Consider the following 26,349-nt stretch of genomic DNA (forward strand, 5'->3'; position numbering starts at 1 on the left):
GGCCACCGGCTTGCTCCTCAACGCCTTCCCACCAGAAGAATGCGCCAACTATCTCAGAAACTCAGGCTACGCCGCCTAATCTCAACAGGCTCTAGAGCAAATCGCGCGATATAGGAATCGCACGATTTGCTCTAGCTCTTTGTTTTCGCATCGCTTTGCGGAAAGCCGGCATCCACTTTTCCGCGCGATGCTCTAGGCCGCCCGGTGGGTGGCGACGACCTTCTGCGGGCCTTCGCGGAAGCGCTTCTCGGCGACCACGATGCGCTCGCACAGGGCGTCCAGGTCGCTGAGCAGCGAATAGGTGGCGTAGATCGGGATTTCCATCATCGCCACCTGGGCGCGGGGCATGAACTCGCAGTACTTCTTCCACGCCACATGGTTGTCGCGCGCGTTCATGGCCCGCTGGCCCAGCGGGTTCCACAGGTTCAGGCCCATCAGCTCGTCCCGGCACTCCTTCATCACTGGCAGGGCGATGTAGAGGAACAGGAAGGTCGGGGTGGCGGCGCGGGCGAACTGCGGCTGCACCTGCATGTGCCAGATGCGGAAGGCCTCGAAGAAGTTGGCCTTGCGGGTCGGGTCCGGCGGCAGCCACTGCAGGTCCGGATTGATCAGCTCCTGGGCCGAGCCCGAGCGCTTGACCAGTTCGTCGGCCGAGCGGCCGTCGGCCATGGTCTTGTTCAGGGCGTTGATCGGGATCGCCAGACGCTTGGCCACCTCGGTATAGGCCACCTGCCGGCCAGCCATCGGCGTCCATTGGCCAAAATTGGGGGCGTTGGGGGCCTGGGCCCGCTTCATCGCCGCCGCCTGGTGCATCAGCTGCTGAGCCTCGCGGCTCTTGGCGGCCTGCTGGCGATCGAACTCTTCCTCGTGGACGGCCTGTTCCTCGGCCGTCATCCACCGCGCCCGTCCGGGGCCGTAGGTGCGTTCGTTGCGATTGAGCAGGATGAAGTTGTGGGCCTCGCTGGGCCGGCGGCCGACGGCGATCAGGAAGGCCCGGAAGTCGCGCCATTCCGGCGCCAGGCCCGTGCCCCGGCTCATCAGCATGTTGCGATGCAGCGACGCCTCGTGGGTGTACTTGCGACACAGGGTCGGCAGCGTCAGGTCCTGAAGGTCGTGCGCAAACTCGGCGTCAGTAATCGTCGTCAACGCCAGCCCTCCCCGCGCAAAGATCCCGCCTGCCTGGTCATAGGACCGAATGTCGCACGATCTGTTTTAACATTTCGTCACGATGCCGAACGCGGTTCGACGTGGCAAAGCGACGCTTCGAGGCCGGAATCAGCAGGTCAAACGCTTGCCAGGCTTGGCCGTAGGCGGGTTTCGGCTCGACGCGAAAGCCGCCTTGCGACAAAAGACGCTCATGAAATTCTTGGACCAGTGCAAAATCTATGTCCGCTCCGGCAACGGCGGCGGTGGCGCGGTCTCGTTCCGACGCGAGAAGTACATCGAATACGGCGGCCCCGACGGCGGGGACGGCGGGCGAGGCGGCGACGTGTGGATCGAGGCGGTCGAGGGCCTCAACACCCTGATCGACTACCGCTACCAGCAACACTTCAAGGCCGGGACCGGCGTCCATGGCATGGGCCGGGCCCGCCACGGCGCGGCCGGCGAGGACGTGATCCTGAAGGTTCCCGTCGGCACCCAGGTGCTGGAGGAGGACAAGGAGACCCTGATCGCCGACCTCGACGCCCCCGGCATGACCCTGCGCCTGGCCAAGGGCGGCAACGGCGGCTGGGGCAACCTGCACTTCAAGGGCCCGGTCAACCAGGCGCCCAAGTACGCCAATCCCGGCCAGGAGGGCGAGGAGCTGTGGGTCTGGCTGCGGCTGAAGCTGATCGCCGACGTCGGTCTGGTTGGTCTGCCCAACGCCGGCAAGTCGACCTTCCTGGCCGCCGCCAGCGCCGCCAAGCCGAAGATCGCCGACTATCCGTTCACCACCCTGACCCCGAACCTGGGCATGGTGGACCTCTCCACCAGCGAGCGGTTCGTGATGGCCGACATCCCCGGCCTGATCGAGGGCGCCAGCGAGGGCGCGGGCCTGGGCACCCGCTTCCTGGGCCATGTCGAGCGCTCGGCCGTGCTGATCCACCTGGTCGACGCCACCCAGGACGACATCGCCGGGGCCTGGACCACGATCCGCGGCGAGCTGGAAGCCTATGGCGACGAATTGGCCGACAAGTCCGAGATCCTGGCCCTGAACAAGATCGACGCCCTGGACGACGAGACCCGCGCGGCCAAGGCCGCCGAGCTCGAAGCCGTGGCCGGGACCAGGCCGATGCTGGTCTCCGGCGTGTCCGGCGAGGGCGTCACCGAGCTGCTGCGCGCCGCCTACACCCAGGTGCGCATCCGCCGGGGCGACGCGATCGAGGAGATCGAGGACGACGAGGATCACGTCGAGGAGACCCCCGGGGGCTGGACGCCTTAGATGAGTGTTTCGGGGGAAGCCCTCGCCAGGGCTCGGCGCGTCGTGTTCAAGGTCGGCTCCGCCCTGCTGGTCGACGCCGCCACCGGTGCGCCGGATCGCGCCTGGCTGACCGCCTTCTGCGCCGACGTCGCCCGGCTGCGGGCCCGGGGGCAGCAGGTGGTGGTCGTGTCTTCCGGCGCTGTGGCCCTGGGCCGTCGGCGCCTCGGCCTGACGGGACGCAAGTCCCTGACCCTGCCGGAGAAACAGGCCGCCGCGGCCGCCGGCCAGTCGGTGCTGATGCGGGCCTGGGAGGAGGCGCTGGAGCCGCATGGCGTCGGCGCGGCCCAGATCCTGCTGACCCGAGACGACACCGAGGTCCGCCGCCGCTGGCTGAACGCCCGCGCCACGGCCGAGACCCTGATCGCCCTGAACGTCGTGCCCGTGGTCAACGAGAACGACACGGTGGTGACCGAGGAGATCCGCTACGGCGACAACGACCGCCTGGCGGCCCGCGTGGCCCAGATGGTCGGCGCCGATCTGCTGGTGCTGCTGTCCGACATCGACGGCCTCTACACCGCCGACCCGCGTCGTGATCCGTCGGCCACCCATATCGAGCGGGTGTCCGAGATCACCCCCGAGATCGCCGGCATGGCCGAGGGGGCCAACGCCTCGGCCGGGGTCGGCACCGGCGGCATGGCCACCAAGATCGCCGCCGCCCGCATCGCCCGAGCCGCCGGCTGCGCCACCCTGATCACCCTGGGCTCGCGCCCCGCCCCGCTGCAGGCCATCGAGGACGGCGCGCCGGCCACGGTGATCGAGGCCGGCGCCTCGCCCGCCGCCGCCTACAAGGCCTGGATCGCCGGTTCGCTGGCGCCCCAGGGCTGGCTGACCGTCGACGCCGGCGCCGCCGCGGCGCTGGCCAGCGGCAAGAGCCTGCTCTGCGCCGGGGTCCGCGCCGTCGAGGGCCCGTTCGACAAGGGCGACGCCGTGCGGGTCCGCGACGAGACCGGCCGCGAGGTGGCCCGCGGCCTGGTCCGCTACGACAGCGCCGACGCCCACCGCATCGCCGGCCTGCGCTCCGACGCGATCGAGGCCGAACTGGGCTTCACCGAAGGCCCGATGATCCACGCCGACGACCTGGCGGTGGGAGGCTAGGATGCGGACTGCGCTGCTGTCCGTGCTGGCCGGCGCGACGCTGCTCTGCGGCTGCGCCGGCCTGACGCCGGCGGCCTGTCCGGCCGGCCAGAGCCCGGGCCGCACCGCCCAGCTGTTCTTCGGCCGCGACATCGGCGATCAGGTCGGCGTCTCGGACGCCGACTTCGCCCGCTTCGTCGACGAGGAACTGACGCCGCGCTTTCCCGACGGGCTGACGGTTCTCGACGCCGCCGGCCAGTGGCGCTCCAGCGCCGGGCCGATCGTCCGCGAGCCGTCGAAGGTGGTGGTCCTGGCCCTGCCCGGCCGCGCCGGCGGCGAAGACCGGCTGGAGGCCGTGCGGACCGCGTACAAGGCTCGCTTCTCCCAGGAGGCGGTGATGATCGTCACGCAGCCGGTCTGCCTGGGGTTCTAGGCCCTGTCCCAGGGCGATGGCGCCGGCTGCGACGCGGTCGCCTTCAAGTCCCGCTGGGAGAACTTTTCCGCGAGCGCTCTTCTGTATACAACTGAAGGGTGTTAACCTCTTCCAACACAAGGGGAGGGCGACATGCTCGACAGACGCACGATGCTGGGCGCGGGTCTCGCCGCGACCGGAGTTTCCACGGGACTGGGCCTGACCACGGGCCGGGCGCTGGCCGCGCCTTACCGCACCCGGGCGGCCTGGCCGGCGTTCGTCGCCAGCCCGTCCTATCCGAAGTTCCTGGCCGCGGTGAAGGCGATGCGGGCCAACAAGGACGCCAGCGATCCCAACAGCTGGTACTATTGGGCCAATATCCACCAGAACTTCTGCCCGCACGGCCAGCCCTATTTCCTGACCTGGCACCGGGGCTACATCTATCGGTTCGAGCAGCAGGTGCGGGCGATCTCCGGCGACCCGGCCTTCAACCTTCCCTACTGGGACTATTTCGCCAATCCCAACCTGCCCAAGGAGTTCACCACGCCGGGCGACGCCACCAACCCGCTGTGGACCCAGCGCAAGAACACCAACGTCGCCGCCGCCCTGGGCTATGGCTTCACCCAGCCGCAGTACGTCAACTTCCCGCGCAACTGGCCCTCGCCGATGGAGCCGCAGATCGAGAGCGTGCCGCACAACCCGGTGCACAACATCATCGGCGGCTTCATGCCCACCCTGCAGTCGCCGCAGGACCCGATCTTCTGGGTCCACCACGGCAATATCGACCGGCTGTGGTGCGCCTGGATCAGCGCCGGCGGCGGGCGGACCATGCCGGCGGCCGACAGCGCCTACTGGAACGGCGCCTTCGTCTATGGCGCCAGCCCCGGCATGGCCAAGATCCAGACGCGGGACACCACCAGCGTGCTCGGCTACGTCTACGACAATGAGCGCCTGCCCCGCCCCCCCGTCTTCCGGACCCCGGCCCGCCCGATGCTGCGCGCCGTGCCGATGAACGGCGAGAAGGCCCTGGACGGCGTGGTGTCGCTGGGCGACAGCCAGGGCGCCCTGACCCTGGACGACCGCTCGTTCAGCGTCAGCGTGCCCCTGGGTCCGCAGGGCCGGCTGAAGGCCGGCGCCCTGGCCGCCGCCCCGCCGCGCGGCCCGACGCCGACCGAGCTCAACATCGTGCTCGACGAGGTGGCCCTGACCGAGGTCGGCAAGGACGGCGGCTATTTCTACAAGGTCTATGTCAACCTGCCCGCCAACGGCGGCGCGCCGGAGGAGAAGCACCTGATCGGCACGGTCGGGGCGTTCGAGATCGCCGGGGCCCTGCACCATGCCGAGGGCGGCGAGCACGCCGGCCACGACATGGGAGCGGACGGCAAGGCCCGCCTGGTCCTGCCGGCCACCGACGTGCTGCGCGGCCTCTCGCCCGGCCAGCTGCGCCAGCTGGTGGTGTCGTTTGTCCGCGTCGACGGCGCCAACGCGCCCAAGGGCCCGGCGATCACCATCGGCGACTTCAGCGTCCAGGCGGCGACCCCGGCGCGGTGAGGACGGCGACGGCCTATTTCCCATAGCCCGTCATGCTCATCGGCCGGTCCTTCGCCGCCGTCGCCCAGGTCTTGTTCGGGGTGGCGCTCATCGTGAAGACCAGCTCGCCGCCGGCCCGCAGCTCGGCGTCGCGGACGAAGCTGCGCGTCAGCGGCCGGCCGTTCAGGGCGATCGCCCCGACATAGGGCTTGTCGTCGGACAGCCCCACGGTCCGCACGGTGAAGCGTTTGCCGTTCGGCAGGTTGAGCACCGCCCGCTCCACGAACGGCCGGCCGATGACGTATTCGTTGGAGCCCGGCGCCACCGGATAGAAGCCCAGGCTCGTGAACACCAGCCAGGCCGACATCTGGCCCAGGTCGTCATTGCCCGACAGGCCGTCCGGCGTGGGCTTGTACTGGCTTTTCACGATCTGGGTCAGCCGCGCCTGGGTGCGCCACGGGGCGCCGGCGTAGTCGTAGAGATAGGCCACGTGGTGGCTGGGCTCGTTGCCGTGGATGTACTGGCCGATCAGGCCGGCGATGTCCTCGGCGTGCGAGTAGTCGAGCTTGGAATTGTCGAAGTCGAACATGGCGTCCAGCTTCCGGACCGTGGCCGCGTCGCCGCCCATCAGCCCCACCAGCCCGCCCAGGTCCTGGGGCGCGAACCACGAATATTGCCAGGCGTTGCCCTCGGTGTAGTCGCTGCCGTAATTGATCGCCGTCGGGTCGAACGGCGTCCGGAACGTCCCGTCGCTCCTGCGGGCCCGCAGGAAGCCGGTCCTGGCGTCGAAGCTGTTCCTCCAGTTGCCGGCCCGCGTCTCGAAGGTGGCGGCGACGTCGCTGCGGCCCATGGCCTTGGCCATGCGGGCGATGGTCCAGTCGTCATAGGCGTATTCGACGGTCTTGGAGGCCGCCTCCGGCTCCTTGTCGATCGGCACATAGCCAAGGGCCATGTAGTCGCCCAGGCCTCCATAGGGGGCGTAGGTGGCGCTCCTGACCATGGCGTCCAGGGCGGCCTTTTCGTCGAAGCCGCGGATCCCCTTCAGCCAGGCGTCGGCGATCACCGGCACGGCGTGGTAGCCGATCATCGTCCAGGTCTCCTGGCCGTGGAACTGCCAGACCGGCAGGATCCCGTACGGGCTCTCCTGTTGCGAGGCGATCAGCGAATTGACCACGTCGCTGGTGCGCCGCTCCGGCTGGACCAGGGTCAGCAGCGGGTGCTCGGCGCGGAAGGTGTCCCACAGCGAGAAGGTCGAGTGGAAGGTGAAGGCCTTGCCGTCCGAGGTCCTGGCCGTGTGCACGGCGTTGTCCGGCCCGCGATAGCGGCCGTCGACGTCGCTGAATACGCTGGGGGCCAGCAGGGCGTGGTAGAGGGCGGTGTAGACATTGGTCCGCATTGCGGGCGGCGCGGCGATCTCGACCGCGCCCAGGGCCGTCTCCCAGTCGGCCTTGGTGCGGGCCCGCAGGCCGTCGAAGTCGAAGCCCTTCTCGTCGCTGTCCAGGTTGAGGATCGCATTGTCCTCGCTGACCGACGAGATGGCGACCTTGGCGACCAGCGGCCCGTCGATCGTCCCGAAGTCGAAGACCCCGACCAGGGCGCGGCCCTCCAGCTGGGCGCGGTCGCCCGGCGTGCGGCCCGGCTGGGCGAAGCCCTTGTAGGGAATGTCGGCTTCGGTGTTGTAGAGCGCCTTGCCGACCAGCGGCCGGCTGAAGCGGATCGCGAAATAGAGCTGGCGGCCGGGCGCCCAGCCGCGGGTCTCGCGGAACCCGGTGATCGTGCCGTCGTCGGCGACGCGGATCCGCGACCAGCTGACCTTGCCCGGATAGTTGTAGATCGAGGTGCGCAGGTCGAGCAGCACCTGGGCCCGCGCGCCCTTGGCGTAGCTGTAGCGGTGCAGGCCGGTGCGCAGGCCGGCCGTCAGCTCGGCCCGCACCTGGCTGTCGGTCAGGGTCACGGCGTAGTAGCCGGGCTGGGCGACCTCGCCGTCGTGGGTGAAGCGCGAGCGGTAGCCGGAGCCGGGCTTGTCGGCCTCCCCCGGCTCCAGCTTCGCCTCGCCCGAGACCGGGGCCAGCAGCACGTCGCCGAGGTCGGAATGGCCCGAGCCGGAGAAGTGGGTGTGCGAGAAGCCCAGGATCGTCGGGTCGCCATGGCGGTAGCCGGCGGCGCGGGAATAGCTCTGCTTGAACGGCAGGATGTCGGTGTCGGGGCTGAGCTGGACCATGCCGAACGGGGCCACGGCGCCGGGGAAGGTGTGGCCCTCGCCGCCCGTGCCGATGAACGGATCGACGGCCTGGTAGGGGGTCTTGTCCTGGGCCAAGGCCGGAGCCGCCGACAGCGCCGCGATCACGGCCAGCACCAGTCCAGGACGCATGGGATTCTCCTCCGCTTCGACGGCGACCCTAGCGGGGGAAGGCCGGCGGCGTCACCCGGTTTGACTTGCCCCCTACGGACCGCTGCGCGGTCGTCTTCCCCCAGAGGGGGAAGAGCGCTGTCGTAGGCGCCGTGCGAAGGCTCCGCCCCCTCGCCGCGACAGGCGGCGAAGCCGCCAGGTGGGGGCAAGTGGGCGCGATCTCACGCGATCTCTCGCTGAGCGTATGGAAAGGGTCGCGAAGCGCCGGACATCGTCCGGTGTGTTTGAGTATGTGTACCGTTTCGACGAAGCCCAGATCGCTCCGCGCGGTCGTTATCCGGAAGCGCGCGACGCCGAGCCCTGTTCGAGCCTCGCCGCCTTGAAGCCTCCGACGGGCGGGCCAGGTCAACGACACCCGGTCCCGGACCGCGAGCGCGTCACCGCCCGCCTGTTGCTAAGTCAGCCCTTGCATCACGTCGTATCTGTGTTCCAGGCCCGACCGGCACCAGAGACGCAAGGTTTGGTCCTGTCCTTACGCACGCGGACAGCACCGCCGACAGAGCTTCCCGCTCGATCGCCCCCCGCCGCCGCATCGGTCGCTGGCCATGCGCCCTTTCCCTGCGACGAGGTGAGGTCAGGATAATGGTGGTTTGAAGGGGTGAGGATGGATTGGGGTCGAGAAAGTTCAGGGCGTTGAAATCGCTGGGGTTCATTCTCGATACCCCAAGGATAAGCCCGCCACCGGGGGACACGCCCTTGCGGCGTGTCCCCGCGCGAGGAGGCGGGGACAGGATCGCAAGGCAAGGCCTCCGCGGGCCTGCCGAAGCTTCGGGGGTGCGTGCCTGTCCCCTAAGTCATCCGCGGCGCGTGATCGCTCGTCCTGAAGAGCGGGTCCAAGGCCGGACTCAGCGGATCAAGGAGGGGACACGCACTCACGGCCGCCACCCTGCAAACCCGCTAACGCCTTGCCGTGAGTGCGCGTCCCCGGTGCGAAATTTTCCGCCCCAGTCCCCATCCGCCCGCAGCGGCGAGGCCTCGCCTTAGACCCTTGATGGCGAGCCTGCTCTGGCGTCTGGCCGTGTCAAGGACCGGCCTCCGGCCGGCCGCGCCGCGGTCGCCCCGCGGGGCGATCCTTGACACGGCCAGACGCCAGAGCTCCGATCCACCAAGGGTTTAAGGTGAGGCTTCATCCGCCGGGGCGGATGGCGCCATGCACCTCACAAATGTCAGAACAAACTTCAGCTTAGGGTCGCCACACCGCGCTCAAGCGCTTATCTGTTCAGTATGACCTATCCGGACCTGCATAGCACGATCGCGATCTACCCTCTGAGATACACTGCGGCGGACCTCAAGGTCGTGCCTGAAGACGAAGCAGTATTCTTCTTAATGTGCGGACAATTACAGAACGATATAGTAATTCTGCTACGACAAGTGATCCAAGCTCGTATTGTCGATAGCGATATCGAGCCGCTTCGTCTCGCAGCAGCCACGGCCGGCATGATGAATATACGCATGCTGGCAGCAAGGATTTCGGAAGGTTGGAAGCTGATCAAGGACCGCTTCCAGATCATTTTCATGAAGACATATGGCGACACAATCGACCAGACAGCGAAGAACGATCTGGCTTGGCTCAAAACTTATTTCAGTAACTCCAACCTGGTACGCCAGGTGCGCGATAACGCAGTTGCGCACTTCGATCCCAAGATGGCGCTCGAAGGCTTTCGACGGCTAAAGGCAGAAGAGCCGATGATCGACCTGCATGCGAGAGAAGAGGGGAACACAATCTTCTTCTCCGCGGAATCCCTAATGCTGTCATCACTCCATCACATGGTCGGAACTGATGAGCCTCTTGAGGCTCTGAATCGCATTGGAGAAGAGGTTATCGACATCACACGGAAGCTGGGAAACGTTGTCCGCGCCTATCTGAAGGCGTTTTCGCAGCGACACTTGGCGCGCCACCTCGAAGGGTTGGGCGCGGAGAAGATTCTAATAGAGGGTCAACCAAAGCTATCGACATTCACGGCACCGATTTATCTCGCAGTTCCTAGGTCATCGGGGTTTGCTCGACGGCTATTTTCAGGCACTTCTCCGAGCGCAATTAACTGGTTCTCCAAATAGCGCCCCTCCCCCAACAGCCCCGCTAACACCGCCCGCACCCTTTCCCCATTCCCCCGCCGCCCCAAAGCGCCTAGGTAAGCCTCACTCTGAGCATATCAGGGCGGACATATCCGGGATCGGATCAAGGCGATGGACGACGCGGGCATGAGCTTGCAGGCGACGATGACGGCGATGGGACAGGCGGCTCGGCATGGGGCGTCGGCCCTGCGCGTGGCCACGCCAGCCCAGCGCACCGACGCCCTGCGCGCCATGGCCGCCGCGATCCGCGCCGACGCCGCCGTCATCCTGGCCGCCAACGCCCGTGACCTCGAGAAGGCCGGGGCCGGCGGCCTGACCGCGCCGATGGTCGAGCGGCTGATGCTCAATCCCGAGCGCCTGGAAGGCGTGGCCGCCGGGGTCGAGGCCGTGGCCGCCCTTCCCGACCCGCTGGGCGTCGAGACCGCCCGCTGGACCCGGCCCAACGGCCTGGACATCGCCCGGGTGCGCACCCCGATCGGGGTGATCGCCATGATCTTCGAGAGCCGCCCGAACGTGACGGCCGACGCCGCCGCCCTGTGCGTGCGCTCGGGCAATGCGGTGATCCTGCGCGGCGGGTCCGAATGCCTGCAGTCCAACCTGGCCATCCACGCCGCCATCGCCAAGGGGCTGAAGGCGGCCGGCATCTCGGCCGACGCGGTGCAGATCGTCAGGACGCCGGACCGCGACGCGGTGGGGGCGATCCTGGCGGGCCTGGACCGCACCATCGACCTGATCATCCCGCGCGGCGGCAAGAACCTGGTGGCGCGGGTGCAGAAGGAGGCCCGGGTGGCGGTGCTGGGCCACCTGGAGGGCCTGAACCACGTCTTTGTGCATGAAGCGGCCGATCCGAAGAAGGCGGTCGAGATCGTGCTGAACGCCAAGATGCGCCGGGTGTCGGTGTGCGGCGCGGCTGAAACGCTTCTCATTGACCGCGCGGCGGCCTCGCGCCTGCTGCCGCCGATCGCCGACGCCCTGATCAAGGCCGGCTGCGAGCTGCGCGGCGACGGTCCCTCGCGGGCCATCGAGCCCACGATGAAGCCCGCCGTCGAGGCCGACTGGTCGACCGAATATCTGGCGCCGGTGATCTCGGTGGCCGTGGTCGACGGCGTGGAGGGCGCGGCCGCCCACATCGCCGCCTACGGCTCGGGCCACACCGACGCGATCCTGACGCAGGACGTGGCGGCGGCCGAGCGGTTCATCGCCCTGGTCGACAGCGCCATCGTGCTGGTCAACGCCTCGACCCAGTTCGCCGACGGCGGCGAGTTCGGCTTCGGGGCCGAGATCGGCATCGCCACCGACAAGCTACACGCCCGCGGCCCGGTCGGGGCCGAGCAACTGACGACGTTCAAATATGTGGTTCGCGGGACCGGCCAGACTCGTCCCTGAGGCCGGCCGGCCCGCCGCGCAGAGGCTGGGGCTCCACCTGGAGCCCGGCATGCGCGTGGGGCTGTTCGGCGGCAGCTTCAACCCGGCGCACGAGGGCCACGCCCACGTCGCCGAGACGGCCCTGCGACGCCTGGAGCTGGACAAGGTGGTCTGGCTGGTCTCGCCGCAGAACCCGCTGAAGTCGGCGCACGAGACCCGGCCCCTGGCCGAGCGGCTGGCCGGGGCCCGGCTCCAAGCCCGCGGGGGGGCCCGCGGATCGGGCATGATCGTCTCCGACGCCGAGACGCGGCTTTGCTCGCAATACACCATCGACACCCTGCGGGTGCTGCGGGCGCGCTATCCGGGCGTCAAGTTCGTCTGGATCATGGGGGCCGACAGCCTGGCCACCTTCCACCGCTGGCGCGGCTGGACCCAGATCATGCGCGAGGTCCCGGTGGCGGTGATCTCGCGGCCGTGGATCGCCCTGAAGGCCCGCACCTCGCCGGCCGCCCGCCGCTTCGCCTTCGCCCGCAAGCCGGCCAGCGCCGCCGCCACCCTGGCCGACGCCACCGCCCCGGCCTGGGTCTACCTGACCGGCCCGCTGAACTACGCCTCATCGACGGCCCTGCGGAAGCGGCAGGCGAAGGGGTAGGCCTTCTCCCGCAAGGAGAGGAGGATCTGGGCGCCCAAATCCCCCCGCGACGACGAACCCCCTCATCATTTGGAGTCTTCCGTGCTATGGGAGGGTTTGCGCGAACCCACCAAGGAGCATTTCCGCTGCGTAGCGACCCCGCGCCAAGTGCGCACGAGGGTACGGTTTCCACCGAAACCTCGACCAAGACAGAGTCCGAGCTGGACCTGAGTATCAAGGCCCTCGAGACCCTGATCCTGTCGCGTCTCGACGACGACAAGGCCCAGGACATCGTCCACATCGACCTGACGGACAAGAGCTCGGTCGCCGACAGCCTGATCGTGGCGTCCGGCCGGTCGCACCGTCACGTCGGCGCCCTGGCCGACCACATCATCCGGGCGCTCAAGGAGAGCGGCTTCGGCAAGGCGCGGGTCGAGGGCCTGCCGCATTGCGACTGGGTGCTGATCGACGCTGGCGACGTGGTGGTCCACCTGTTCCGCCCGGAAGTCCGCTCGTTCTACAACATCGAGAAGATCTGGGCCGTCGACGCGCCGCACCGGCTGGCGTCGAACTAAGCGGGTCCGCCCTCGTCCTTCGACAAGCTCAGGATAAGGGCTACTTTGCCCACAGCGCCATTGGGACCTCATCCGGAGCCTGTCGAAGGACGAGGCCTCGACGCACGACCATGAAGATCACCCTCCTCACCGTCGGAAGGCTCGGCCGCATGGCCGAGGCGCAGCTGGCCGTGGACTATGCGTCCCGGGCCACGGCGTTCGGCCGCGCCCTGGCCCTGGGGCCGGTCGAGATCGTCGAGGTCGAGGCCCGCAAGCCCGGCAAGGCCGCCGAGGCCGAAGTGCTGCGCCCGCACCTGGAGGGCGCCTATGTGATCGCCTGCGACGAGCACGGCAGGGTGCGGCCGTCGCGCGCCTTCGCCGAGCACCTGGGCCGGCTGCGCGACGACGGCCAGCGCCGGGTGGTGTTCCTGATCGGCGGAGCCGACGGACTGGATCCCGCGATCCTGGAAGCGGCCGACGAACGGCTGGCGTTCGGCCCCCAGACCTGGCCGCACGCCCTTGCACGAGCGATGTTGGCCGAGCAGGTCTACCGCGCCGTCACCATCCTGGCGGGCTCGCCGTACCATCGCGATTGAGCGATCCATTTTCCGGGCATGGGATTAGGTTGTCGCTGAAACCCAATCGGCGCATTGATCCTGGCATGTCGCGCCGCGTCGTCCTGATCACCGCCAGCCTCCTGGCCGCCCTGCTGGGCGCGGGCGGGCTCGTCGCGGCCCAGGGCGGCAAGCCGGTCAGCCAGCGGGCCAAGGACGAGCAGGCCGCCGCCGACACCCGGCGCGAGATCGCCGACCTGCGCGGCGAGCTGGACGCCCTGGGCCGCCAGCGGGTCGACGCCGGCGACGACGTGGCCGCCAAGCGCGCCCGGCTGGAGGCCCTGCACCAGCGGGAATCGGCCCTGGTGGCCGAGCTGGGCCGCGACCGCGGGCAGCTGGCCCGGCTGCTGTCGGCCCTGCAGCTCTTCCGCCGCGATCCGCCGCCGGCCCTGCTGGTCAGCCCGGGCGACGCCCGCGACGCGGTGCGGGCCGCGATCCTGATCCGCGCCATGACCCCGGAGCTGCAGGCCCGGGCCGACGGCTACGCCCGCCAGGCCCGCGCCGTCTCGGCCCTGCGCCGCGAGGCCGCCGCCGCCTCCGAGCAGCTGTTCACCGCCGAAAGCCTGGTCGCCGACCGTCAGGGCGATCTGGAGCGGATGATCGTCGAGAAGACCCAGCTGGAACGCGCCTATGCGCAGGAAGCGCTGACCGGCGACGACCAGGGCACGCTGGGCGCCCTGACCGACGGCCTGGCGCCCCGGCCGGCGACCGGGCCGCTGGTCCTGGCCTCGCCCGTCCCCGGGCCGCTGGCGCGCCGGTTCGGCCAGGCCATGCCGGCCGGGGGCCGCGCCGCCGGCCTGACGATCCGAACGGAAAAGGGCCACGCCGTGGCCAGTCCCGCCGCCGGAGTGGTCGAATACGCCGGACCGCTGAACGGCTGGGGGACGGTCTTGATCCTGCGCGCCCGAGGCGCCTACGCTGGGGGCGCCTACCATCTGGTGCTGGCCGGCCTGGACCAGGTTTCGGTCGGACCCGGACAATCTGTCGCACCCGGCGCGACGGTTGGCCGGATGGCGGACCATGGCGCCTCGGAGCCAGAACTCTATTTCGAGGTGCGGGAAGACGGCGTTCCGGCCGACCCGGAGCGCTGGCTGAAACAGGGATCGCGGTGAACGGCTTTTTCAGCGATGATGGCCGTCAAATGAACAAGGGTCCGCTGCAGTCAGGCGGAACGACGAGTTTTCAACGCGGCGCGACGGCGCCGTCAGGGAGCCATTTCGGCCACATGCGCAAGTACCTGCTCATCGGTGTTTCGGCCTTCGTCCTCGGTGCGGGGACCATGGCCTATGTCAGCCCCATCGCCCAGGCGACCAGCGCGAGCAAGGGCCAGACCTACAAGATGCTGGAGCTGTTCGGCGACGTCCTGCAGACGGTCGACAACCAGTACGTCTCGGAGGTCGACAACAAGAAGCTGATCGAGGCGGCGCTGGACGGCATGCTGACCAGCCTGGACCCGCATTCCGGCTACCTGTCGCCCGACAGCTTCGAGGACATGCAGGACACCACCCGCGGCGAGTACGGCGGCCTGGGCATCGAGGTGACCAGCGAGGACGGCGTGGTCAAGGTGATCTCGCCGATCGACGGCACCCCGGCCATGCGGGCCGGCATCCAGGCTGGCGACTACATCACCGCCGTCAACGGCCAGTCGGTGCTGGGCCTGACCGTCAACGAGGCGGTCAAGCAGATGCGCGGCGCGGCCGGCGAGGCCGTCACCCTGACCATCGCCCGCGAGAAGACCGACCCGTTCGACGTCAAGCTGGTGCGCGAGGTGATCAAGCCCAAGGCCACGATCGCCCGCATGGAAGGCGACTACGGCTATGTCCGCCTGCCCGGCTTCAACGAGAAGGCCACCGACGCCCTGACCGCGTCGATCAACGACCTGAAGGCCAAGAACCCCCACATGAAGGGGCTGATCTTCGACCTGCGCAACAATCCCGGCGGTCTGCTCGACCAGGCCGTGGGCGTTTCGGACGTGTTCCTGGACGGCGGCGAGGTGGTCAGCCAGCGCGGCCGCGACCCGCGCGACATCCAGCGCTACAACGCCAAGCCCGGCGACCTGCTGAACGGCCTGCCGGTGGTGGTGCTGATCAACCAGGGCTCGGCCTCGGCGGCGGAAATCGTCGCCGGCGCGCTGCAGGACCGCCACCGCGCCCAGCTGGTGGGCATCACCAGCTTCGGCAAGGGCTCGGTGCAGACGGTGATCCCGCTGCGCGGCGGGGCCGACGGCGCCCTGAAGCTGACCACGGCCCGCTACTTCACCCCGTCGGGCCGCTCGATCCAGAAGACCGGCATCGAGCCCGACCTGGAAGTGGCCCAGACCAAGGAGCAGGCCCAGGACATCGCCAACCGTGTGTGGTTCAGCGAGGCCAGCTTCAAGAACGCCCTGAACGCCGACGAGGGCAAGAGCCGCCAGGGCGTCCATACCCCGGCCGAAGCCCCGCCGCCCGGCTTCGACGACAAGAAGGGCGACTTCCAGCTGGAGCGGGCCATCGCCGTGCTGAAGGCCGGCTCGGTCGAGGCCGTGCCCAAGCTGCCCAAGCCCACCGCCAAGATCGCCGAAGTCACCGCCAAGGCCGCCGCCGCGGCCGGCAAGGCGCCGGTGGTCGAGAAGAAGTAGGACCCTCTCCCTTCTCCCCTTGCGGGAGAAGGTGGCCTGCGAAGCAGGTCGGATGAGGGTTTTCCAGACTGATCCGCCGCGTCCAGCCTGACCGCTGGGTGCGGCGGTTTCGTTCTTCGACCCCTCACCCGTCGTCCTCCGGACGACCCTCTCCCGCAAGGGGAGAGGGAATTCGAACCATTCCGCCGCACCCCCATTAACCATATATTCGGCGCTTGCCCGTAAGGCTCGGACCATGGCCGTGACCTTCTCCCGCAAGCCCGCCTATGGCGCCGACGCGCCCGCGTCCCGGCGCGAGGACGGCGACCTGCGCGCCAGGATCCTGGCCGCGGCGGCCAATCCCTATATCGGCGCCAGCGCGGCGGCCTTCCTGTTCCTGCTGAGCCTGGCCCTGCTGGTGCTGGTCACCGGCGACCCCAACAAGGGCTCGCCCCTGGTGCGGGTGGCCCTGGACCAGGTGGGCGCCACCAAGAACGTCCCGCCCGGTTGGCGCGAGGCTCTGACCGGCGAGAGCGAGCAGGAGGCCCCGCTGCTGCCGGGAGCCCTGGACCTGTCGAACCTGCCGTTCCTCAGCCACCCTCCGGCCGACGACGCCGAGGCCGGGGCGATCGCCGCTCCGCCGCCTCCCGCCTCGGCCGACGGCCCGCTGCCGCCCGCCCCGATCGCCGGGCTCTACGCCCCCGGCCCCGGCGGCGGTTCGCTGCCGGTGATCGCCCCCGACGGCCGCACGGCCGCCGACGCCTACGCCCGTCCGTTCACCGCCGACGGCCGCCCCAAGGTGGCCCTGGTGATCGGCGGCCTGGGCCTCAACCCCCAGACCACCCGCGCGGCCATCGAGACCCTGCCGCCCGAGATCACCCTGTCGTTCGCGCCCTATTCCGAGGGCCTGCAGGGCTGGATCGACCTGGCCCGCAGCCATGGCCACGAGGTGCTGCTGGAAGCGCCGATGGAGCCGGTCGACTATCCCGCCAACGATCCGGGCCCCTACACCCTGATCGCCGCCAACCGCCCCGAGGACACCGTGCGCAAGCTGGAATGGCTGATGTCGCGGGCCACCGGCTATTACGGCCTGACCAACTATCTGGGCTCGCGGTTCGTCACCAGCGACACGGCCATGACCACCTTCACCCTGGCCCTGAAGGCCCGGGGGCTGGCCTTCATCGACGACGGCCAGGCGTCCCTGCGCGGCGGGCCGATCCCCCGCGCCTCCGCCGACCGGATCATCGACGACGAGCTGGCGGCCGGGGCGATCGACGGCCAGCTGAAAATGCTGGAGGCTGGCGCCGCCGGCCGCGGCCAGGCCCTGGGCTCGGGCTTCGCCTATCCGGTGACCATCAACCAGGTGCGGCTGTGGGCCGCCGGCCTGTCCGGGAGGGGCTTGCAACTGGCCCCCGCCTCGGCCATGGCCAAGCGATGAGCGCCAGCGACTCCTATCCCGATCACCGCCCCAATGTCGGCGTCGTCCTGTTCCACCCGGACGGCCGCGTCTGGCTGGGCAAGCGCCACAACCAGCCGCCGCCGCATAACTGGCAATTTCCGCAGGGCGGGGTCGACGACGGCGAGGACCTGCTGGCCGCGGCCCGCCGCGAGCTGGCCGAGGAGACCGGCGTCACCTCGATCGAGTATCTGGGTCGCACCGAGAACTGGCTGATCTACGACTTCCCCGCCGATTTCGCCTCGTCGAAAAAAGCCCGCGGATTCAAGGGGCAGAAGCAGGTGTGGTTCGCCTTTCGCTTCCTGGGCGAGGAGTCCGAGATCGACCTGGAGGCCGACGCCCATGTCGAGTTCGACGCCTGGAAATGGGGCGCTCTCGACGAAACGCCCGAACTGATCGTACCTTTCAAGCGCGCGGTGTACGAACAGGTCGTCGCCGCGTTCGGTGGGTTCGCGCGCGGCGGCTGAAGTCTCGCCGCGCTCCAGGGGGGCGGAATGGCGGAAACGATCCTGCTGATCCACGGTTACGGTTGCGCCGGGGACGTCTGGGATTCCGTGGCCGAGCGGCTGCGGGCCGAAGGCTACCGCGTCGTGGCCCCGACCATCCGTTCGGCCGTGCGGACGGTCGACGGCCCCCGCGCGGGCCTGGCCGGCCTGACCCTGGCCGACTATGTCGCCGAGATGAGCGCCCTGGCCCAGTCCCTGGCCAAGGAAGACGGCCGCAAGCCGATCGTCTTCGGCCACTCCATGGGCGGACTGATCGCCCAGAAGATCGCCGAGGCCGGCCATGCCGATCGCCTGGTGCTGTTCGCGCCCGCCTCGCCGGCCGACGCGCGCGGCAAGCCCAAGCTCTCGCCGGTCTTCACCTTCCTGAACCTGGCCCTCCAGTCCAAGCCCGAGACCCGGGCCGGCAAGATGTGGAAGACGGGCTTCAAGTTCGGCGTCATGAACGCCGTGCCGGCCGCGCGGCACGACGCGCTGTACGCGGCCATGGTCCACGACAGCGGCCAGGTGCTGGCCGACCTCGCCTGGCCGCACAAGGATCCGAACAGGACCGCCCATGTCGACGCCGCCAGGGTGACCGTCCCGGTCCTGGTCCTGGCCGGCGCTCTCGACCGCACCACGCCGCTCGAGGACGTGCGGCGCGTCGGTCGGAAATACCCGGTCGCCGACCTCAAGATCTACCCCAGCAACGCCCACTACCTGATAGACGAGCCAAACACGATGAGCATTCTCGACGACGTGATCGCCTGGCTGACGGGCAAGAAGAAAGCCGCTTCGGCCGCGACCCCGGCTCCGGCTCCGGCGCCCGAACCCGCGAAGGCGGTGGAATCCGCTCCGGCGCCGGCGCCCGCCCCGGCTCCTGTCCCGGTCGCCTCCGAGCCGGCCCCGGCCGCCAAGCCCGCCGCTTCGAAGACGCCCGCCGCCAAGGCTCCGGCGAAACCGAAGGCCGAACCCAAGCCCGCGGCCGCCAAGTCCAAGGCGGAGGCGAAGCCGGCCGTCGCGCCAAAGGCGAAACCCAAGGCCGAGGCCAAGCCCGCCGCCGCCAAGGCGCCGGCCGAGGCCGCCGCTCCGAAGGCCGCGCCGGCTCCGAAGGTCGCCAAGGCCGCTCCGGCCGCCAAGCCCGCCGCGGCCCCGAAGGCGGCCGCGAAGCCGAAGACCGAGGCCAAGCCCGCAGCCGGCAAGGCGCCGCCCAAGGCTGCTCCGGCGCCCAAGGTCGCCAAGGCTGCTCCGGCCTCCAAGCCCGCCGCCAAGCCGAAAGCCGAGGCCGAGCCCGCCAAGGCCGCCGCCGCGCCGAAAACGGCCAAGGCCAAGCCGGCCGCCAAACCCGCACCGGTCGAGAAGACCCCCGCCGAGGCGGCGACGCCCAAGGCCTCGCCCGCCTCAAAGGTCACCCGAGCGGCCAAGGCGACACCGGCGAAGGCCGCCGCCAAGGCGGATGCCGAAGCCAAGCCCGCCAAGGCTCCCGCCACGCCGAAAACGGCCAAGGCCAAGCCGGCCGCCGCCGCCGCGAAACCCGCCGCTGAGCCGAAGGCCAAGGCCGCGCCCGCCGTCAAGGCTCCCGCGTCCGAAAAACCAGCCAAGGCGGTTGCGACGAAGTCGACCGCCAAATCTTCGCCATCTGCGAAGAAGAGCGTGTAGGCTGAAAGCTCGGCGCTCTGGCCGATCCTGGAGCCCCGACCTGACCTTCGTCAGGCCGCGGCTCCAGATATTTGTTTTGACGCATTTTCCGACGACGAACCGGTGTCCGCTTCGTCGGAAAATGCTCTAGCGGCGAGGCGCGCGTGGCGAGTCCGGTGATCATGGTGCACGGCGCCTTCTGCGGCGGCTGGACGTTCGACGCGTTCCGCCGTCCGTTCGAGGCCGCCGGCCACCTCGTCCAGACCCCGAACCTGCTGGGGCATGGCGACGGCGCTCTGGTGGCCGGCCGGTCGATGCACGACTACGCCAAGCAGATCGCCGCCCTGTGCCGGGCTTGCGACGAGCCGCCGGTGCTGATCGGTCACTCGATGGGCGGGCTGGTGGCCCAGATGGCCGCGAGCCGCGCGCCGATCTCGCGGCTGATCCTGCTGGCCCCCTCCCCGCCCTGGGGCATTTCCGGCGCCACGATCGAGGAGGCCGTCTCGGCGGTCAGCCTCTACGCCCTAGGGCCCTACTGGCTGCAGGCGGTCGAACCCGACTACGGCGTGGTGCGCCGCTACAGCCTGGACCGCCTGCCCCGCGACCGGCGCAAGGCGCTGTACGGCCGCATGGTCGCCGAGAGCGGCCGGGCGCTTTGGGAGACGCTGAACTGGTTCATGGACCCGTTCATGACCACCAATGTCGGGCCGGTGGGCGTGCCGACCCTGGCGATCGCCGGCGGTCGGGACGTGATCCACCCGCCGGCCACCGTCCGCCAGACCGCCGCGCGGCTGGGCGGATCGTGCGAGGTCTTCCCGTCGATGAGCCATTGGCTGCCCGGCGAGCCCGGCTGGGAACAGGTGGCCGAAACCTGCCTGGACTTCATCGCCGACGAGAGCCGCGCCGCGGCCTGAGCCCACGGCGTCGCCACTTTAGCAGCCCTGTCAAATAAGGCCCTTTCACGGCCGATCTTCGGCCCAGGCGGGGCAAGTGCGCTCGTATTTGACAGTATTCGACCGCGTTTTGCTCACAAATTTAGCGTTGATACACTAATGTCACCGAGCACCTGAACTTGCGGAACCTTGAGGCGCGGGACGAGTTTCCGCGCGGAAGAGGTTTTCATGCACGCCTATACGCATCCGCTACAACGACGCGAGTCGGAGCGCCGTTCCTTCGGGGACTCGGACCAGATTCCAGACGCCGCCACGCCGCCGCCGGCGCCCCTGGCCATGCCCGACCAGCCGCTGCACCGCGCCGCCGAGCCGCGTCGTTTCACGCCGGAACCGGGCCTGGGACGGCGGAGAGCAGCCCTGGCGGCGTTCTGCGCCCTGGCGACCGGCCTGGCGGTGTTCGCGGTGACGGCGGCCATGGCCCGCGACGGGCTGGACCCGCTGGAGGTCGTGCATGTGAGCCTGATCCTGGTGCTGTTCGGCTGGATGGCCTTCTCGTTCGCGGCAAACCTGGGCGGCCTGTGGCTGTCGCGACGGGCCGACGCCTGGGAGCGGGCCATGGCCCGGGCCCCGCTGCCGGCCCTGACCACCCGCACCGCCCTGCTGGCCCCGATCTATCACGAGGACGTCGGGCCGTTCTTCGCCCGGCTGGCCACCATGCGGGCCGGGCTTCACGCCCTGGGCCTGACGCCGGTGTTCGACCTCGTCGTGCTCAGCGACAGCCGCCGGCCCGAGGTGGTCGCCGATGAGCAGCGGCGCTTCGCCGCCTTCCGGCGCGGCGGCGTCGGTCCCCGGGCCTATTACCGCCATCGCCCCGAGAACACCGACCGCAAGGCCGGCAATGTCGCTGAATGGGTGCGCCGCCACGGCGGGGCCTATGACCACATGGTGGTGCTGGACGCCGACAGCCTGATGGACGGCCTGACCCTGTGGCGGCTGGTGGCGGCCATGGAGGCCGACCCGTCGCTGGGCCTGATCCAGACCGCCCCGACCATCGTCGGGCGCCGCACGGTGTTCGGCCGGCTGGAGCAGTTCGCCAACAATCTCTACGGCCCGCTGGCCGCCTGGGGCGTGGCCTGGTGGAGCGGGGCCGAGGGCAACTATTGGGGCCACAACGCCATCGTGCGGGTGGCGGCGTTCGCCCAGGCTGGCGGCCTGCCGCACCTGAAGGGCAAGAAGCCGTTCGGCGGCCACATCCTGAGCCACGACTTCGTCGAGGCCGCGTTCCTGCGCCGGGCCGGCTGGGGCGTGCGCCTGGCCCCGGCCCTGGGCGGCAGCTTCGAGGAGAGTCCGCCGACCCTGATCGACCACCTGATCCGTGACCGCCGCTGGTGCCAGGGCAACCTGCAGCATCTGGGCGTGGTGAGCGCCGCGGGCCTGCATCCGGTCAGCCGGCTGCATCTGGCGCGCGGCGTGCTGAGCTACGCCCTGGCCCCGCTGTGGATCGCCCTGGTGGTGACCGGCGCCCTGCTCTCGGCCCCCGACGCGGCGACCGGCGAGGCCGGCGGCTACCCCCTGGCCGGGGCGGCCGTCCTGGCCGTCAGCCTGGGCTTCGTGCTGCTGCCCAAGCTGATGTCCTACGCGATGATGCTGTCCGAGGGGCGGGCCCAGCGGTTCGGCGGCGCCTGGCGGGCCTTGGCCAGCGTCGGGCTGGAGACCGTGGCCTCGACCCTGACCGCCCCGATCATCATGGCGGCCCACACCCGCGCCCTGCTGTCGGTGGCCCTGGGCCGCGACGCCGGCTGGTCGGCCCAGCAGCGCGACGAGGGCCGGCTGAGCGGTCGCGCGGCCCTGGCTTTCCACTGGCCCGAGATGGTGATCGGCCTTTCCCTGGCCGCGCTCGGCCCGGCGATGGGCGCGGGCCTGTCGCCGTGGCTGGCGGTGGCCGCCGCCAGCCTGGTCGCCGCGCCCTTCATCGTCTGGTGGACCGCCAGCATCGCCCGCGGCGTGCGCCTGAGGGACGCGGGCCTGCTGCTGACGCCGGGCGAGCGCGCGACGTCGCCGGTTCAGGTCGAGGGCGTGAACAGCTTCAGGCCCAGTATGCCCGAGACGATCAGCGCCAGGCAGACCAGCCGCCCGGCCGTGGCCGGCTCCTTGAACAGCAGGATGCCGACGATGGCCGTGCCCACGGCCCCGACGCCGGTCCAGACCGCATAGGCCGCGCCCAGCGGCAGGGACCTCACCGCCCAGCCCAGCAGGCCCATCGAAGCCACGAGGCTGACCGCGGTCAGCACCGTGGGGATCGGCCGCGTGAAGCCCTGCGTGAACTTCAGGCCCACGGCCCAGCCGATCTCGAACAGACCGGCGACGAAAAGGATAATCCAGGCCACGACGGGCTCCCATTGCCCCCGAAGGGGTGAGCGGGGTCGTCCCCGGGACAGCAAAAAAGGCGCAGGGTCGTCCCCGCGCCTTTTCTAGATAGGACCACCGGACCGGGCGGCAAGCCCCGACCGGGCCACCGCCTAGCGGCTGGTGGTGCTGTACAGGATCTGGGCCTGCTCGTAGTTCTTGCCGATCGAGGTGTCGTCCAGCTTCTTCAGGCGCATATAGACCAGGCCGGCGTGGCCGTCGGCCCAGGCGTCGTCCCACGACACCGTCAAGCGCTTGACGTCGCTGACCGTCAGGTCGTTGCGGATCAGGCGCAGCTGCGGCTTGTTCTCCCAGGTCGCCCAGTCGTGCAGGGCGTTGGCCAGGGCCTGGGCCTGGGCGTCGCCCTGGGCGTACTGGATGGTGATGGTGCAGACGTTCTTGTTGCTGCCGGGGTTGTCGACGGCGATCAGATACGGCTTGCCGATGTCCAGAACCCACTGCTCTTTCTTCTTCTTCATGCCCGCCGCCTTGGTCAGCGCCGCATAGTCGCCGCCGACGACACCCGGCTTGCAGACCTTGTCCAGCACGCCCAGCAGCTGCAGCGCGACCGGGTCGGTGGTCGGCGGGCCGCGGGTCGGGGCGACGTATTCCGGGGCCTGGCCGGCAGGCGGCGCGGCCACGGCGGGCGTCGCCGTCATGGTGTCGGACGGGGTGGCCGGCGTGGCGGGGGTCTGGGCCGCCGGATCGGCGGCGGGCGCGGTGGCGGGAGCCGTAGCGGTCGGAGCAGTCGGAGCGGTTTGCTCCTGGGCGACGGCGGTCGAAACCGCGCCGAGAGCGATCAGGCTGGCAAGCGCAAGGCGCATGGTCGAGTTATCCCCGTTAGGCAAGAGGTCGGCATTAAAACCGACAAGCGGTCCCTCGCAACCCTTATGGTGGCCGATTAAGGCGGAGAAGCGGTCACAGGTGTAATTTTTTCACCGGAGATATGCGGCGTGGCGCCTCAGGGCTTGTCAGTAGTCAGGTAAAAGTTTGGCGCATCCGGAAAATTGGCCACCACCACGCGCATCTTCAGCCCCGGATAGGCGGGCGAAACATAGGTCCCCTGCTGGATCAGCACCGCGTTCTCGCCCGTCTTGACGAAGCCGGAGCCGACGGCGAGGCCGGCATGGATCATGATGTCGTGCAGCTTCTTGGAGAAGGCGGCCGGATCGGTGACGACTTCCTGGCCGTCGTAATAGCCGACCTGACAGAAGCCTTCGGTCGGCGCCTGGGCGAGGTAGAACCGGGCCGTGGTCGGCGACACCCAGACCTTGGTCGCCGGCCCCTGCCCCGCCGCCTTGATCGTGGCCGGCGCCGGCTTCCAGCCCAGCTTGGCGGCGGCGACGCCGACGGCCCCGGCGTTGGTCCCGGCCGACAGGCAGACCGACTTGAAGACGTCGACCACCTGCTGGCGGTAGGTCGGGGCGGCGTCGGCCGAGCCGGCCGCGAGCAGCGCCGCCGTGGTCAATAGGATCGCAGCCCGCATCGCGGTTTCTCCCCAGCGCCGAAACGGCCCGAAGCCAGGTTAGCCATAACCGCCAAGTGAGAACAGCGTTATCCAAATTCGCCATCTGTCCGCCGTCGCCCGGCTTTGAAAGGATAGGGTGGGATGCAGGACACCCCGATCGTCGGCCTCGCCTTTCTTCCCGGGCGCGACCAACGTCGAAACCAGCCCGTGCGACAGGTGCGGCAGATCGCCGCCAACACGATGTCCGGTCCATTCGACCGCCGCTATCAGGGTGCGAGATGATCTCGCGCAACTCGCTGAATTTATTCGATTTATTTGCGGTCAGAAAGATTTTGACTCGCAGCAGGCGACTCGAATCGAACGGCTGTAGCCCAGGTGCGACAAACCGAACTTCGGCGTTTTACCGTTCGTTGACCACGGATCGGCTCCCTTGCAGGAAAGCTTATAGGGGAAACGCCGATGATCGGCCTAGGCACGCGTTCGAATGGTCATTCGGCCAACACCCTGGTTGCGCTGGACCGCTCGCTGGCCACCATAGAGTTCGACCTGAGCGGCAAGATCCTGACGGCCAACGCCAATTTCTGCGCGGCGATGGGCTACAGCCTCGGAGAGATCGCCGGCAAGCACCACAGCCTCTTCGTCGAGCCCGACTATGCGGCCAGCCGGGAGTACCGGGAGTTCTGGGCCAAGCTGGCGCGCGGCGAATTCGACGCGCGTGAGTATCTGCGGATCGGCAAGGGCGGACGCCAAGTCTGGATCCAGGCGTCCTACAATCCCGTGCGCAACAGAGCGGGCAAGGTCGAGAGCGTGGTGAAGGTCGCCACGGTGATCACCGAACAGAAGCTGCGCAATGCGGATTTCGAGGCCAAGCTCGCCGCGATCAGCCGCGCCCAGGCGGTCATCGAGTTCTCGACGGACGGTTCGGTCCTCGCCGCCAATCAGAACTTCCTCGACGCGCTCGGGTACAGCCTTGCGGAAATCAAGGGTCAGCCCCATCGCATGTTCGTCGAAGAGACCTATGCCAGATCTCCCGAATATGCCGACTTTTGGCGGCGGCTGAACGCCGGCGAATATGTCGCGGCCGAGTTCAAGCGCATCGGCAAGGGCGGCCGGGAGATCTGGATCCAGGCGTCCTACAATCCGGTGTTCGGCGCCAAGGGCCAGGTCGAGAAGATCGTCAAGTTCGCCACGGTGGTCACCGGCCGGGTCGACGCGATCAGCCAGATAGCGGCGGCGCTGGAACGTCTGGCCGCCAACGACCTGACCTGCCGCCTCGATCGACCGATCGATCCGCAGTTCCAGAAGGTGCGCGACGACTTCAACGCGGCCCTGACCGCCCTCGACGAAGCCATGAGCGCGGTGGCCGCGATCACCGGCAGCGTCGGGGCCGGCGCCGATGAGATCTCCAACGCCTCGGACGATCTTTCACGCCGCACCGAGCAACAGGCCGCCAGCCTTGAGGAAACCGCCGCCGCCCTCGACGAGATCACCGCCACGGTCAATCGCAGCGCCGAAGGCGCGCGCCAGGCGGCGACGACGGCGGGCGCGGCCCGGCTTGACGCCGCGCATTCGGGCGAGATCGTCAGCGACGCCGTCGCGGCGATGGGCGAGATCGAGGCGAGCTCGGCCCAGATCGGCCAGATCATCGGCGTGATCGACGAGATCGCCTTCCAGACCAACCTGCTGGCCCTCAACGCCGGCGTCGAGGCGGCGCGCGCCGGCGACGCCGGCCGCGGCTTCGCGGTCGTCGCCCAGGAAGTCCGGGCGCTGGCGCAGCGTTCAGCCGAGGCGGCCAAGGAGATCAAGACCCTGATCTCCAACAGCGGCGCTCAGGTGGAGCGCGGCGTGAAGCTTGTCGGTCAGACCGGTCGGGCGCTGGGCGAAATCGTCGAGAAGGTCAGCCAGATCGACAACCTGATCTCCGAGATCGCCCAGTCCTCCCGCGAACAGGCCACCGGGCTCAGCGAGGTCAATGTCGCGGTCAACCGGATGGATCAGGTGACCCAGCAGAATGCGGCCATGGTCGAGGAGGCCACCGCCGCGTCGGCCGGCTTGAGGGCCGAGGCTGGCGAACTGCGGCGGATGGTCGGCCGATTCAATGTCGGCGGCGCCCCCGCCGCGCACACGGCGCGGACGTCTCGCGAACGTCCCGGCGCGATCGAACGCCCTCGTCCGGCGGCGCGGGCGCCCATGCCCTACCGAGGCTCGGCGGCGCCGGCGGTCGCCACTTGGGAAGAGTTCTGATCAAGCCCGCGTGACCCCAGGGCGACGCGCCTGGCGCGC

General features: G+C 69.4%; 21 protein-coding genes and 2 pseudogenes. 18 read left to right on the forward strand and 5 right to left on the reverse strand.

From position 1 onward, the window contains the following. Window positions 1-192 precede the first annotated feature (192 nt). Entirely contained in the window at window positions 193-1,146 is a 954-nt protein-coding gene (locus EV278_RS16165; RefSeq protein WP_243692220.1) for a hypothetical protein, read from the reverse strand. Window positions 1,147-1,357: 211 nt separating this feature from the next. Between EV278_RS16165 and obgE the strand changes: the two genes are divergently transcribed. From obgE to EV278_RS16185, 4 genes are all read left to right on the forward strand, one after another. Beyond that, window positions 1,358-2,422 (forward strand): GTPase ObgE, encoded by a 1,065-nt coding sequence (gene obgE, locus EV278_RS16170; protein ID WP_132093627.1) that lies wholly within the window; start codon window positions 1,358-1,360, stop codon window positions 2,420-2,422. Then, window positions 2,423-3,556: a glutamate 5-kinase gene (proB, locus tag EV278_RS16175; protein WP_132093630.1), complete on the forward strand. Its 1,134-nt coding sequence runs from the start codon at window positions 2,423-2,425 to the stop codon at window positions 3,554-3,556. It abuts the gene before it with no gap. A 1-nt stretch (window position 3,557) separates the two neighbouring features. Next, entirely contained in the window at window positions 3,558-3,968 is a 411-nt protein-coding gene (locus EV278_RS16180; protein ID WP_207905500.1) for a DUF3574 domain-containing protein, read from the forward strand. Window positions 3,969-4,100: 132 nt separating this feature from the next. After that, window positions 4,101-5,498, forward strand: a complete 1,398-nt coding sequence (locus tag EV278_RS16185; RefSeq protein ID WP_132093633.1) for a tyrosinase family protein — start codon at window positions 4,101-4,103, stop codon at window positions 5,496-5,498. Between the two features lie 13 nt (window positions 5,499-5,511). On the opposite strand, the gene EV278_RS16190 is transcribed toward EV278_RS16185, so the two are convergent. Beyond that, complete coding sequence (locus tag EV278_RS16190) at window positions 5,512-7,848, reverse strand: GH92 family glycosyl hydrolase (protein ID WP_132093636.1); 2,337 nt, start codon at window positions 7,846-7,848, stop codon at window positions 5,512-5,514. A gap of 1,263 nt (window positions 7,849-9,111) precedes the next feature. Here EV278_RS16190 and EV278_RS16195 point away from each other — a divergent pair. The 12 genes and pseudogenes from EV278_RS16195 to mdoH all read left to right on the forward strand — a co-directional run. Further along, a complete protein-coding gene (locus tag EV278_RS16195) occupies window positions 9,112-9,945 on the forward strand; it encodes a hypothetical protein (RefSeq protein WP_132093639.1) in 834 nt (277 codons plus the stop codon). Window positions 9,946-10,074: 129 nt separating this feature from the next. Beyond that, on the forward strand, window positions 10,075-11,349 hold the full coding sequence (locus EV278_RS16200; RefSeq protein WP_132093642.1) for a glutamate-5-semialdehyde dehydrogenase: 1,275 nt from the start codon (window positions 10,075-10,077) through the stop codon (window positions 11,347-11,349). Further along, window positions 11,315-11,980, forward strand: coding sequence for a nicotinate-nucleotide adenylyltransferase (locus EV278_RS16205; protein ID WP_132093645.1), 666 nt, complete (start codon window positions 11,315-11,317; stop codon window positions 11,978-11,980). Before EV278_RS16200 ends, EV278_RS16205 begins: the two co-directional genes overlap by 35 nt. Window positions 11,981-12,105: 125 nt before the next feature. Further along, on the forward strand, window positions 12,106-12,534 hold the full coding sequence (gene rsfS, locus EV278_RS16210; RefSeq protein ID WP_165916680.1) for a ribosome silencing factor: 429 nt from the start codon (window positions 12,106-12,108) through the stop codon (window positions 12,532-12,534). Window positions 12,535-12,644: 110 nt separating this feature from the next. After that, window positions 12,645-13,109 (forward strand): 23S rRNA (pseudouridine(1915)-N(3))-methyltransferase RlmH, encoded by a 465-nt coding sequence (gene rlmH, locus EV278_RS16215; RefSeq protein ID WP_132093647.1) that lies wholly within the window; start codon window positions 12,645-12,647, stop codon window positions 13,107-13,109. Between the two features lie 65 nt (window positions 13,110-13,174). Continuing rightward, window positions 13,175-14,239, forward strand: coding sequence for a peptidoglycan DD-metalloendopeptidase family protein (locus tag EV278_RS16220; RefSeq protein WP_132093650.1), 1,065 nt, complete (start codon window positions 13,175-13,177; stop codon window positions 14,237-14,239). Between the two features lie 113 nt (window positions 14,240-14,352). Further along, window positions 14,353-15,744 (forward strand): S41 family peptidase, encoded by a 1,392-nt coding sequence (locus EV278_RS16225; protein ID WP_132093653.1) that lies wholly within the window; start codon window positions 14,353-14,355, stop codon window positions 15,742-15,744. A gap of 235 nt (window positions 15,745-15,979) precedes the next feature. Next, a complete protein-coding gene (locus EV278_RS16230; RefSeq protein ID WP_132093656.1) occupies window positions 15,980-17,161 on the forward strand; it encodes a divergent polysaccharide deacetylase family protein in 1,182 nt (393 codons plus the stop codon). Beyond that, complete coding sequence (locus EV278_RS16235) at window positions 17,158-17,646, forward strand: RNA pyrophosphohydrolase (protein ID WP_132093659.1); 489 nt, start codon at window positions 17,158-17,160, stop codon at window positions 17,644-17,646. The genes EV278_RS16230 and EV278_RS16235 overlap by 4 nt, the downstream gene beginning before the upstream one ends. 27 nt (window positions 17,647-17,673) lie before the next feature. Then, window positions 17,674-19,053, forward strand: a pseudogene (locus EV278_RS16240) (alpha/beta hydrolase); the annotation flags it as partial. 410 nt (window positions 19,054-19,463) lie between these two features. Next, the gene (locus tag EV278_RS16245) at window positions 19,464-20,213 is read left to right on the forward strand and encodes an alpha/beta hydrolase (protein WP_132093665.1); all 750 of its coding nucleotides are present in this window, start codon (window positions 19,464-19,466) and stop codon (window positions 20,211-20,213) included. 315 nt (window positions 20,214-20,528) lie between these two features. Next, window positions 20,529-22,244: pseudogene (mdoH, locus tag EV278_RS24450) on the forward strand (glucans biosynthesis glucosyltransferase MdoH); the annotation flags it as partial. Window positions 22,245-22,255: 11 nt separating this feature from the next. Here mdoH and sugE read toward each other — a convergent pair. The 3 genes from sugE to EV278_RS16265 form a co-directional block, all read right to left on the reverse strand. Next, window positions 22,256-22,579: a quaternary ammonium compound efflux SMR transporter SugE gene (sugE, locus tag EV278_RS16255; RefSeq protein ID WP_132093671.1), complete on the reverse strand. Its 324-nt coding sequence runs from the start codon at window positions 22,577-22,579 to the stop codon at window positions 22,256-22,258. 132 nt (window positions 22,580-22,711) lie between these two features. Further along, entirely contained in the window at window positions 22,712-23,422 is a 711-nt protein-coding gene (locus EV278_RS16260; protein WP_132093674.1) for a hypothetical protein, read from the reverse strand. Between the two features lie 137 nt (window positions 23,423-23,559). Beyond that, window positions 23,560-24,084 (reverse strand): hypothetical protein, encoded by a 525-nt coding sequence (locus EV278_RS16265; protein ID WP_132093676.1) that lies wholly within the window; start codon window positions 24,082-24,084, stop codon window positions 23,560-23,562. A gap of 123 nt (window positions 24,085-24,207) precedes the next feature. Between EV278_RS16265 and EV278_RS24065 the strand changes: the two genes are divergently transcribed. Beyond that, window positions 24,208-24,348, forward strand: a complete 141-nt coding sequence (locus tag EV278_RS24065; protein WP_165916670.1) for a hypothetical protein — start codon at window positions 24,208-24,210, stop codon at window positions 24,346-24,348. Between the two features lie 177 nt (window positions 24,349-24,525). Next, window positions 24,526-26,310, forward strand: coding sequence for a PAS domain-containing methyl-accepting chemotaxis protein (locus tag EV278_RS16270; protein WP_132093678.1), 1,785 nt, complete (start codon window positions 24,526-24,528; stop codon window positions 26,308-26,310). Window positions 26,311-26,349: the final 39 nt, after the last annotated feature.

Source organism: Caulobacter sp. BK020, assembly GCF_004342605.1.
Classification (GTDB): domain Bacteria; phylum Pseudomonadota; class Alphaproteobacteria; order Caulobacterales; family Caulobacteraceae; genus Caulobacter.

Coding starts and splice junctions, on each gene's coding strand:
- EV278_RS16225 (WP_132093653.1), top strand. CDS start 14,353: ATGCGCAAGTACCTGCTCATCGGTGTTTCGGCCTTCGTCCTCGGTGCG.
- EV278_RS16205 (WP_132093645.1), top strand. CDS start 11,315: ATGTGGTTCGCGGGACCGGCCAGACTCGTCCCTGAGGCCGGCCGGCCC.
- rlmH (WP_132093647.1), top strand. CDS start 12,645: ATGAAGATCACCCTCCTCACCGTCGGAAGGCTCGGCCGCATGGCCGAG.
- EV278_RS16235 (WP_132093659.1), top strand. CDS start 17,158: ATGAGCGCCAGCGACTCCTATCCCGATCACCGCCCCAATGTCGGCGTC.
- proB (WP_132093630.1), top strand. CDS start 2,423: ATGAGTGTTTCGGGGGAAGCCCTCGCCAGGGCTCGGCGCGTCGTGTTC.
- EV278_RS16200 (WP_132093642.1), top strand. CDS start 10,075: ATGGACGACGCGGGCATGAGCTTGCAGGCGACGATGACGGCGATGGGA.
- EV278_RS16230 (WP_132093656.1), top strand. CDS start 15,980: ATGGCCGTGACCTTCTCCCGCAAGCCCGCCTATGGCGCCGACGCGCCC.
- EV278_RS16185 (WP_132093633.1), top strand. CDS start 4,101: ATGCTCGACAGACGCACGATGCTGGGCGCGGGTCTCGCCGCGACCGGA.
- EV278_RS16195 (WP_132093639.1), top strand. CDS start 9,112: ATGACCTATCCGGACCTGCATAGCACGATCGCGATCTACCCTCTGAGA.
- obgE (WP_132093627.1), top strand. CDS start 1,358: ATGAAATTCTTGGACCAGTGCAAAATCTATGTCCGCTCCGGCAACGGC.
- EV278_RS16180 (WP_207905500.1), top strand. CDS start 3,558: ATGCGGACTGCGCTGCTGTCCGTGCTGGCCGGCGCGACGCTGCTCTGC.
- EV278_RS16270 (WP_132093678.1), top strand. CDS start 24,526: ATGATCGGCCTAGGCACGCGTTCGAATGGTCATTCGGCCAACACCCTG.
- EV278_RS16265 (WP_132093676.1), bottom strand. CDS start 24,084: ATGCGGGCTGCGATCCTATTGACCACGGCGGCGCTGCTCGCGGCCGGC.
- EV278_RS24065 (WP_165916670.1), top strand. CDS start 24,208: ATGCAGGACACCCCGATCGTCGGCCTCGCCTTTCTTCCCGGGCGCGAC.
- EV278_RS16260 (WP_132093674.1), bottom strand. CDS start 23,422: ATGCGCCTTGCGCTTGCCAGCCTGATCGCTCTCGGCGCGGTTTCGACC.
- EV278_RS16190 (WP_132093636.1), bottom strand. CDS start 7,848: ATGCGTCCTGGACTGGTGCTGGCCGTGATCGCGGCGCTGTCGGCGGCT.
- EV278_RS16220 (WP_132093650.1), top strand. CDS start 13,175: ATGTCGCGCCGCGTCGTCCTGATCACCGCCAGCCTCCTGGCCGCCCTG.